Raw genomic sequence first — 572 nt, 5'->3', positions numbered from 1 at the left:
CTGGATGAAATCGTCGGGCAGGATCTCGTTCCACAGGTCGACGACCTGCTGGCTCTTGGAGAAAAAGCGGTGGCCGCCGATATCGAAGCGATAACCCTCGTGCTCGACGGTCCGGCTGATGCCGCCGACAGAGGTATCGTCTTTTTCGATAATCGCGACCGACTTCCCCTGCTTGGTTAGCAGATAGGCCGCGGTGAGGCCCGCCGGACCCGCCCCGATAATCGCTACGTCGACGCTCAACTCGTTCGCTTGCATTCCCATTCGCCCCCTTCTTGGTGTCTTGTCAGGGGATGAAGGAAATTGGTTAGGGGATGGTTAACATGCCCTTCGCTGCGCTTTCAGCCGCCCTCTTCCTGAAGCAGGATGGGACATTGCACGCGCGCCGCAAGCAGGGCGAATTCGCGCAGGGTAAAGAAATTGTCGAAGGCAAGACCGTAGTTCGCATCGCGGCGCCAGCGCACCTTGGAGCGGATTTCGGGCACGAAATCGTTCTGGATGCGCACGCTCTGGTCGATCGCGAACACGGTGTCGCATTCCATCCGCGCGCCATGTTGCGAAATGTTGAGCGATAC

2 protein-coding genes are annotated in these 572 nt (G+C 58.9%); both read right to left on the bottom strand.

Annotation, left to right across the window (positions count from 1 at the left end; all coding sequences use genetic code 11):
• The coding region (locus F2B26_RS16750; protein ID WP_201292820.1) for an FAD-dependent oxidoreductase at positions 1-261 on the bottom strand (261 nt) is incomplete at its 3' end.
• A 77-nt stretch (positions 262-338) separates the two neighbouring features.
• On the bottom strand, positions 339-572 hold a 234-nt coding region (locus tag F2B26_RS16745), incomplete at its 5' end, for a PilZ domain-containing protein (RefSeq protein ID WP_210766859.1).

It is taken from the genome of Cellulomonas citrea (genome assembly GCF_009829685.1).
Lineage (GTDB): Bacteria > Actinomycetota > Actinomycetes > Actinomycetales > Cellulomonadaceae > Cellulomonas > Cellulomonas citrea.
The sequence above is the reverse complement of the archived record's forward strand: the minus strand, read 5'-3'. Positions and strand labels throughout refer to the sequence as shown.